A 513-nucleotide genomic window follows, 5' to 3' on the forward strand; every position below is an offset into this window, starting at 1 on the left:
CCCCGCGAGGTTGATTACCTGTGCGCCGAGGACTGGGCGACCCAACCTCAGGACGTGCTGTGGCGCCGCACCAAGCTGGGCCTGTTCACCACCCCGGAAGAACAGGCCAACGTGCAGCGTTACCTGTCCACTGTTGAGCAGAACCGCAGCAAGATCGAAGCAGCCTGATCCCTTCCTGTGTAGGAGCGAGCTTGCTCGCGAAACACCTGAGAACGCCGCGTTTATCCAGCATAAACGCGGCGTTTTTGCGTTTTTTTCGCGAGCAAGCTCGCTCCTACAGCTTCGATCTTGCTGCGGTTCTGCTCAACAGTGGACAGGTAACGCTGAACGTTGGCCTGTTCTTCCGGGGTGGTGAACAGGCCCAGCTTGGTGCGGCGCCACAGCACGTCCTGAGGTTGGGTCGCCCATTCCTCGGCGCACAGGTAATCAACCTCGCGGGTGTACAGGCCACCGCCCAGGTGCTCGCCCAGGTCCGCCAGCGACTGCACGCCTTCCAGCAGGCGCCAGGTGCGG

At 62.2% G+C, this 513-nt stretch carries 2 pseudogenes; one reads left to right on the forward strand and one right to left on the reverse strand.

Going from position 1 to position 513, the window contains the following annotated elements:
* A pseudogene (locus tag HX803_RS32505) lies at positions 1–168 on the forward strand (glycerol-3-phosphate dehydrogenase); the annotation flags it as partial.
* Between the two features lie 53 nt (positions 169–221).
* Here the strand turns inward: HX803_RS32505 and HX803_RS32510 are convergent.
* A pseudogene (locus HX803_RS32510) lies at positions 222–513 on the reverse strand (hypothetical protein); the annotation flags it as partial.

The sequence above is a fragment of the Pseudomonas sp. P7548 genome (assembly GCF_013386585.1).
Taxonomy (GTDB): domain Bacteria; phylum Pseudomonadota; class Gammaproteobacteria; order Pseudomonadales; family Pseudomonadaceae; genus Aquipseudomonas.